Origin of the sequence: Rahnella sp. NRRL B-41462, from assembly GCF_003263525.1 — a bacterium.
Taxonomy (GTDB): Bacteria; Pseudomonadota; Gammaproteobacteria; order Enterobacterales; family Enterobacteriaceae; genus Rahnella; species Rahnella aceris.
Genome location: NZ_JYDF01000142.1, coordinates 1 through 8,712, shown reverse-complemented (window position 1 = coordinate 8,712; position 8,712 = coordinate 1). Strand labels below are relative to the sequence as shown.

Below are 8,712 nucleotides of genomic sequence, written 5' to 3'. Positions count from 1 at the left end.
GGGGGAGGAGCAAAGAAAAAACTGCTCTTTGAAGTGGGAGGAGCAAACAAATCAGCGACTGCAAAGTTTGTAATACACCTCATTCCACCGGATCTGATTCTTGAAGTCTGGCAACGTCGTGTCGTTATCGATCACCAGCAATTCAATCCCGGAAAATTCCGCATATAACCGCAGCGCGTCAATATCCAGTGCCTGAGAGAACACGGTATGGTGCGCGCCGCCGCCGAGGATCCACGCTTCTGCCGCTGTTGCCAGTGATGGCTGGGCTTTCCAGATAGCGCGGGCAACCGGCAGTTTTGGCAGCGGGTGTGGCTGTTCGATGGTATCCACCAGATTGACCAGCAGACGGAAGCGGTCGCCCATGTCGATGACGCTGGCATTGACCGCCGGACCTGCCGGTGTGGAGAAAATCAGACGCGCCGGATCCGCTTTACCGCCTATGCCGAGATATTGCGCATCGAGCAGCGGCTTCTCTTCTTTGGCAATCGACGGACACACTTCCAGCATGTGCGAGCCCACAACCAGATCACTGCCTGGTTTGAAGTGGTAGGTGTAATCCTCCATGAAAGAAGTACCGCCTTTCAGACCGCTGGCCATGACTTTCATGATGCGCAGCAGGGCAGACGTTTTCCAGTCACCTTCGCCACCAAAGCCGTAGCCTTTCTGCATCAGACGCTGGACGGCCAGCCCGGGCAGTTGTTTCATGCCGTGCAGATCTTCAAAGTTGGTCGTGAATGCCCCGAATTTACCTTGTTCGAGGAAACGGGTCATACCAAGTTCAATTTTGGCAGCATCCAGCAAGTTTTCACGACGTTCGCCGTTAATTTTTACCGCATCCGTCAGGCGATAGGTGGCTTCATATTCTTCCACCAGCGTATCGATGTCGCCTTTGCTGACTTCGTTGATTACGCTGACCAAATCACCAATTCCGTAGGCACTGATGCTGTAGCCGAACTGGATTTGGGCGGCGACTTTATCGCCTTCGGTGACAGCAACTTCACGCATATTATCGCCAAAACGTGCCACTTTCAGGTGCTGGCTTTCGTTTTTGGCGGCAGCAACGCGCATCCACTGGGCGATACGGCGGTGAGATTCACCGTCCTGCCAGTGACCGGCTACCACGGTGTGTTGCTGACGCATACGGGCACCGATGAAGCCGAATTCACGGCCACCGTGCGCGGTCTGGTTCAGGTTCATGAAGTCCATGTCCATGGTTTCCCATGGGATTTCAGCATTGAATTGCGTATGGAACTGCATCAGCGGCTTATGCAGGATGCTCAGCCCGGCAATCCACATTTTGGCCGGCGAGAAGGTATGCAGCCAGGTGATGATGCCCACGCAGGCGTTGTCATAGTTGGCTTCACGGCACAATGCGGTGATTTCGTCCGGCGTGGTCACCAGCGGTTTGAGCACCAGTTTTATCGGCAAACCGGCTTCGCTGTTCAGGCTACTGACCACCTTCTCGGCGTTCTCTTTTACCTGACGTAATGCCTGCGGACCGTACAGATGCTGACTGCCAATGGCGAACCACACTTCGAGATGTTTAAACGCGTCCATTTATTACTCCTGAATATCGGATAGATGAAATACGGGTTAATGCGCCGGTTTCGCTGCAAACAGCGGTTCAGTCGTGGCACACCATTGCTGATAACGTTCGTACAGGCGCTGATATTGCGCGACGCGCTGCGGATCCGGCGTCAGCGTACGTTCGATGCTGCAGGCCATTTTTTCCTGTGCGGCAGGAACATCTTTGAACTCCCCGGCAGCGACGGCGGCGAAAATCGCGGCACCCAGGGCGCAGCACTGATCGGAAGCAACAATTTGCAACGGACGGTTCATCACATCGGCGCAAACCTGCATGATGACCGGCGATTTACGCGCGATGCCCCCGAGCGTCAGCACGTTTTCCACCGGAATATCCTGCTGTTCGAAACATTCCATGATGGCGCGCGCGCCAAAAGCGGTCGCTGCGATAAAGCCGCCGAACAGTTCAGGTGCTTCTGTGCCCAGATTGATATCGGTAATGACACCTTTCAGGCGCTGGTTGGCAAACGGTGTACGGCGGCCGTTAAACCAGTCGAGCACCAGCGGCAGATGATCCAGTTTCGGATGAGCGGCCCAGGCCACAGTGAGATCGGTCAGCAGATTTTTTTGCAGGCTGGTCAGTTGCGGTGCCATTTCCGGATGGGCTTTGGCGGCCTGAATCAGCGGCCAACTCAGCAGACGGCTGAACCAGGCGTACATGTCGCCGAAAGCGGATTGTCCGGCTTCCATCCCGATCATGTCCGGCACGACGCTGCCTTCCACCTGTCCGCAGATCCCGGCGATAGCACGGTCGTTTACGCGTTCTTTATCGGCGATCAGGATGTCGCAGGTAGAGGTGCCGATCACTTTGACCAGCGTATAAGGCTGTGCGCCCGCGCCGACTGCCCCCATATGGCAGTCGAATGCGCCGCCCGAAAGCACCACACTGGCGGGTAAGCCAAGACGTTCTGCCCATTCAGGTGTCAGTGTGCCAACAGCCTGTTCGGCGGTGACGGTGTCGGTAAACAGCGGATAGGGCAGATGTTCAACCAGCAGCGGATCGAGGGCGGCAAAGAACGCTTTTGGTGGCAGGCCGCCCCATGACGGATGCCAGAGCATTTTGTGTCCGGCGCTGCAACGTCCGCGCACCACTTTGTCCGGTGCGGTGGTGCCGGAAAGCAGGGCGGGCACCCAGTCGCACAATTCAACCCATGACGCGGCTGCTTGTTTAACCGCAGCATCAGCACGGGAAACGTGCAGGATTTTCGCCCAGAACCATTCTGAGGAATAAACGCCGCCGATATAGCGGGAATAGTCGGGGAAATCGCCGCTGCGACACAGACGGTTGATCTCTTCCGCTTCTTCTATTGCCGTATGATCTTTCCAGAGCACAAACATGGCGTTCGGGTTTTCGGCAAATTCCGCTTTCAGCGCCAGAATGTTGCCTTCCTCATCGACAGGAGCGGGGGTTGAGCCGGTGGAATCGACGCCGATACCCACCACGCGCGCAGCCCGCTCGCTGCCCAGCCGTTGCACTACGTTTTTAATCGCCTGTTCCATTGCCTCTATATAGTCGAGCGGGTGATGGCGGAACTGATTTATTGCCGCATCACAATAGCGACCTTCATTCCAGCGCGGATAATAAACCACATCGGTTTCCATCTCGGCACCGGTCTGACAATCCACAGCCAGGGCACGGACGGAATCGCTGCCAAAATCAAGACCAAGAGCAATCGCACCTTGCGTCATTCTTTCTCACTCCTTCAGGTTTGCCGTAGTCATTACGGCGGCGAATCGAATTGCTCTAACAGTAGGAGGATGCAAAAAAGTGAGTGAGGAGGCGTTAGCTGGAAGTATGCACAAATCTGCTCCCAATGATGTTTCTGTGAGGTTGGTCAAATGTTAGCGTTTGGCTAAAATCGCTATATCTATGCACAAACCTGCTGTTTTCCCGCCGTGTGATAGCGCTCTACATTCCGCTGCAAAATTACCGCTAAAACTTAACCCGTCTTACAAGAGAGTGTGACGCAAATCCTCTATAAACTGGACTTCGCCGCACTTTCACTTTGTTTCTTTACGCTACTGATAACGTTTTCACGATTGCGGCAAACCACCAGATTTAAGACTGTGATTGTGAAAAACAACAATAAAAGTCGGAGAACATCATGCATAAATTCACTAAGGCATTAGCGGCGGTCGGGTTAGCTGCCCTTATGTCACATTCAGCTATGGCAGCCGAGAATCCGAAGCTGGGCTTCCTGGTTAAACAACCGGAAGAGCCGTGGTTCCAGACTGAATGGCGGTTCGCAGATAAAGCCGGTAAGGATCTCCACTTCGACGTCATTAAAATCGCCGTGCCCGATGGTGAAAAAACGTTGAATGCAATCGACAGCCTGGCGGCCAACGGCGCGAAAGGTTTTGTCATCTGTACGCCGGATCCGCGTCTCGGCCCTGCCATCATGGCGAAAGCGCGCAGCTATGACATGAAAGTGATCCAGGTGGATGACCAGTTTGTGAATGCCAAAGGCAAGCCAATGGAAGAAGTGCCATTAGTCATGATGGCCGCGACCAAAATCGGCGAACGTCAGGGGCAGGAACTGTACAAAGAAATGCAAAAACGTGGCTGGAAAGTCGCTGATACCGGCGTGATGGCCATTACTGCCGATGAACTCGATACGGCGCGCCGCCGCACCTCCGGTTCAATGGAGGCACTGAAAGCTGCCGGTTTCCCGGAAAAACAAATCTACAAAGTCCCGACTAAATCTAACGACATCCCGGGCGCACTGGATGCCGGTAACTCCCTGCTGGTGCAACATCCTGAAGTGAAAAACTGGCTGATCATCGGCATGAACGACAACACCGTATTGGGTGGCGTGCGTGCAACCGAAGGTCAGGGCTTTAAAGCGGCTAACGTGATCGGCATCGGCATCAACGGTGTGGATGCAGTGAATGAGTTGTCAAAAAGCGCCCAGACTGGCTTCTACGGTTCCCTGTTACCTAGCCCGGATATCCACGGTTACAAAAGTATTCAGATGCTGAATGAATGGGTTACCAAAGGCGTTGAACCACCGAAATTTACCGAAGTGACGGATGTTGTCCTGATTACCCGCGACAACTTCAAAGAAGAGCTGAAGAAAAAAGGTCTTATGTGATCTTCAGATGTGGTTGAAACAAGCAATACCCCCAAATAATTCGAGTTGCAGGAAGGCGGCAAGTGAGCGAGTCCCGATGAGCTTACATAAGTAAGTGATTCGGGTGAGTAAGCGTAGCCAACGCATCTGCGACTTGAAGTATGAAGGGGAGAGACGCTGCTGCAGAGTGGACGACAGGGAGACGTTGAACTGTTTTCTGCTTTGCAGTGGCGTGCATCCATACTTACTCAACTTCCAGGTAGCCACTATGACTCAGCAATCTTTCGATAATAAGACGCCTTTGCTGACACCGTCACTGACGGAGTTTGATGCGGCCAGGCCGTATCTGGAATTCCATGACATTGGCAAAACTTTTCCGGGCGTGAAAGCGCTGGACGGTATTTCATTCAATTGTTACGCCGGACAAATTCATGCGCTGATGGGCGAAAACGGAGCGGGGAAATCCACCCTGCTGAAGATCCTCAGCGGGAACTATCAGCCTTCCCAGGGCAATATTCATATCAAAGGCCAGCCGGTCGCGTTCAGCCATACCACGGATGCGCTCGATGCCGGTGTGGCGATCATTTATCAGGAACTCCATCTGGTGCCGGAAATGACGGTAGCAGAGAACATTTATCTCGGGCAGTTGCCGAGCAAACACGGTTTTGTAAACCGTAAATTGCTGCGTTACGAAGCCAAACTTCAGCTTGAACATCTCGGGCTGGATATCGACCCCGATACACCGCTGAAATATCTCTCCATCGGCCAGTGGCAGATGGTGGAAATTGCCAAGGCGCTGGCGCGCAATGCCAAAATTATTGCATTCGATGAACCTACCAGTTCGCTTTCTGCACGCGAAATTGAACAATTGTTCCGTGTTATCCGTGAGTTACGGGCGGAAGGGCGTGTGATTTTATATGTCTCACACCGTATGGAAGAGATCTTTGCATTAAGTGACGCCGTCACCGTTTTCAAAGACGGACGTTACGTTCGCACCTTTGACGACATGACACAGGTGGATAACAGCAAGCTGGTGCAGGCGATGGTTGGCCGTAATCTCGATGACATTTACGGTTACGCGCCGCGTCCGCACGGCGAAATTCGCCTTGAACTGGATGAGGTGAAAGCACCGGGCGTGAGAACGCCGGTCAGCCTGACGGTACGTCAGGGCGAAATCGTCGGCCTGTTCGGGCTGGTGGGTGCAGGGCGCAGTGAGCTGATGAAAGGATTATTTGGTGGTACGCGTATTACCGGCGGTACCGTCCGGCTGGACGGTGTAGCGCTGAATATTCGTAAACCGGCAGATGCGATCCGCCAGGGCATCATGTTGTGCCCGGAAGACCGCAAAGCTGACGGCATTATTCCTGTGCACTCGGTGCGCGACAACATCAACATCAGCGCCCGTCGCAAAACGGTGAAAGCAGGGTGCCTGATCAACAACGCCTGGGAAGCGAAAAATGCGCGTAAACATATCGATGCGCTGAATATCAAAACCCCCAGCGACCAGCAACTGATCATGAACCTTTCAGGGGGCAATCAGCAAAAAGCCATTCTGGGCCGCTGGTTGTCGGAAGAAATGAAAGTCATTTTGCTGGATGAACCAACGCGGGGTATCGACGTTGGCGCCAAGCATGAAATTTATAATGTGATTTATTCACTGGCAAAACAAGGCATTGCGGTGCTGTTTGCGTCCAGTGATTTACCGGAAGTGCTGGGTCTGGCCGACAGGGTGGTGGTGATGCGCGAAGGCGCAATCTCCGGCGAACTGTTGCATGACGACGCCACCGAAGAAAAAGCGCTGGGGCTCGCTATGTTGCGCACGCCAGTTCTTGATTCTGCCCATGACGCTGCCTGACTGAGGAGCAAAAATATTATGTCGAGTATGACAACCAATTCAGCCAAACCGGATCAACCTTCAGCAGCCTCACGCGGCGGCCAGGGTCTGATGCGTATCTGGGACAGTTACGGCATGTTAGTGGTGTTCGCCGTGCTGTTTATCGCCTGTACCATTTTCGTGCCAAACTTCAGTTCTTTCATCAACATGAAAGGGTTGGGGCTGGCGATTTCGATGTCCGGCATGGTGGCCTGCGGGATGCTGTTCTGTCTGGCTTCCGGTGACTTCGATCTGTCTGTTGCATCGGTGATTGCCTGTGCGGGCGTTACCACCGCCGTGGTGATCAACATGACCGAAAGCCTGTGGATCGGCGTTGCTGCCGGTTTACTGCTCGGGATGCTGACCGGTTTGCTCAACGGTTTTGTTATCGCCCGTCTGAAAATCAATGCGCTGATCACCACGCTTGCCACTATGCAGATTGTGCGCGGTCTTGCGTACATCATTTCTGACGGTAAAGCGGTGGGCATCGAAGACGAACGTTTCTTCACCCTCGGTTATGCCAACTGGCTGGGGCTGCCTGCACCTATCTGGCTGACGGTCGGCTGTCTGATCATCTTTGGTCTGTTGCTGAACAAAACCACCTTCGGGCGTAACACGCTGGCGATTGGCGGTAATGAAGATGCGGCGCGTCTGGCCGGTGTGCCGGTGGTGCGTACGAAAATCATCATCTTCGTGCTGTCCGGGCTGGTATCAGCGGCGGCGGGGATCATTCTGGCGTCACGTATGACCAGCGGCCAGCCGATGACCTCACTGGGCTTCGAGCTGATCGTTATCTCTGCCTGCGTACTGGGTGGCGTTTCCCTGAAAGGCGGTATCGGTAAAATTTCCTATGTGGTGTCCGGGATCCTCATTCTGGGTACCGTGGAAAATGCCATGAACCTGCTGAACATTTCTCCGTTCTCGCAATATGTGGTTCGTGGCTTGATCCTGCTGGCGGCAGTTATCTTCGACCGCTACAAACAGAAAGCGAAAAAGACCGTTTAATCTGGTTTTGTGATAACGCTTTCACGCAATCATCACGCGGCATTTAACGCTATTACGGGTTAAATGCCGAAAAAACGCGTGGTTGTTCACAATTTAGCAACCTTTACTGGCAGCGTTTTCACTGCCGATTAGAATAGATGAAAAGTCCATAGTCCAGTGAAGTTTCAGGAGGTTCGATGTATCACCGTATGATTCAGGATCAGCAGCAAAATCCGCTGTTACCGGGTTACAGTTTCAATGCCTATCTGGTCGCCGGTATGACACCTATCCTTGCTGACGGGCCACTGGATTTCGCCATCGACCGTCCGGGTGGAATGAAAGGCTACATTCTTAATTTGACGGTGAAGGGGCAGGGTAAAGTCTTCGACGGCGAAGACACGTTCTACTGCAATCCCGGTGATCTGCTGTTATTCCCACCGAAAGCCCGCCATCTTTACAGTCGTTCTGCCAACGCCGACTCCTGGTATCATCGCTGGGTGTATTTCCGCCCGCGCGCCTACTGGGCAGACTGGCTGGAATGGCACACCAAAACCCGCGATGTCGGGCGTCTTTCTTTACCGAATAATACCTTGTTGCTGGAATTTGACCGTCTGTTTGCCAACATCGAACAAACGCAAAAATCGGGGCGACGTTTTTGCGAAGAGCTGGGGATGAATCTGCTGGAACGTCTGTTGCTGCGTGCCATGGAAGAAGATCCGCAGAGTCCGCAGAAAATCATGGACCCACGTGTCATCGAAGCCTGCCAGTTTATTACCGGCAATCTGGCGGGTGAGCTGCGTATCGATGAAGTCGCGCGCCATGTTTGCCTCTCACCATCGCGGCTGGCGCATTTATTCCGTGAACAGGTCGGGATCAACATCCTGCGCTGGCGCGAAGATCAGCGGGTGATCCGCGCCAAACTTTTATTACAGACGACGCAGGAATCCATCGCGACGATTGGTCGTGTGGTGGGATATGACGATCAGTTGTATTTCTCGCGGGTCTTCCGTAAACGGGTGGGGGTCAGCCCGAGTGATTTCCGCCGCCGGAGTGTGGAGATTAACTATCCGGCCAAGCCGTATAAATCACATCCGTGGCCTGAGCATGAAAATGCCGTGGCGTATCATTTTTGAGTTTTTGCCTTGCTCTTCTCCCATAGCAGGGGAAAGTCAAAGCACTGAACTGCTCCCTCCCCTGCGA

General features: G+C 53.6%; 6 protein-coding genes. 4 read left to right on the top strand and 2 right to left on the bottom strand.

Annotated features, from left to right (window positions below; translation table 11 throughout):
* Positions 1-51: 51 nt before the first annotated feature.
* Together araA and UC14_RS24760 are read right to left on the bottom strand one after the other, a co-directional pair.
* Entirely contained in the window at positions 52-1,557 is a 1,506-nt protein-coding gene (araA, locus tag UC14_RS24765; RefSeq protein ID WP_013575450.1) for an L-arabinose isomerase, read from the bottom strand.
* Between the two features lie 36 nt (positions 1,558-1,593).
* The gene (locus UC14_RS24760; protein WP_013575451.1) at positions 1,594-3,273 is read right to left on the bottom strand and encodes a ribulokinase; all 1,680 of its coding nucleotides are present in this window, start codon (positions 3,271-3,273) and stop codon (positions 1,594-1,596) included.
* Positions 3,274-3,689: 416 nt separating this feature from the next.
* Here UC14_RS24760 and UC14_RS24755 point away from each other — a divergent pair, with 416 nt between their 5' ends.
* The 4 genes from UC14_RS24755 to araC all read left to right on the top strand — a co-directional run bounded on the left by UC14_RS24755 (position 3,690) and on the right by araC (position 8,645).
* Complete coding sequence (locus UC14_RS24755; protein ID WP_013575452.1) at positions 3,690-4,676, top strand: arabinose ABC transporter substrate-binding protein; 987 nt, start codon at positions 3,690-3,692, stop codon at positions 4,674-4,676.
* Positions 4,677-4,923: 247 nt separating this feature from the next.
* Complete coding sequence (gene araG, locus UC14_RS24745) at positions 4,924-6,510, top strand: L-arabinose ABC transporter ATP-binding protein AraG (protein WP_013575454.1); 1,587 nt, start codon at positions 4,924-4,926, stop codon at positions 6,508-6,510.
* An 18-nt stretch (positions 6,511-6,528) separates the two neighbouring features.
* A complete protein-coding gene (araH, locus tag UC14_RS24740; RefSeq protein WP_013575455.1) occupies positions 6,529-7,533 on the top strand; it encodes an L-arabinose ABC transporter permease AraH in 1,005 nt (334 codons plus the stop codon).
* A 176-nt stretch (positions 7,534-7,709) separates the two neighbouring features.
* On the top strand, positions 7,710-8,645 hold the full coding sequence (araC, locus tag UC14_RS24735) for an arabinose operon transcriptional regulator AraC (RefSeq protein WP_013575456.1): 936 nt from the start codon (positions 7,710-7,712) through the stop codon (positions 8,643-8,645).
* Positions 8,646-8,712 lie beyond the last annotated feature (67 nt).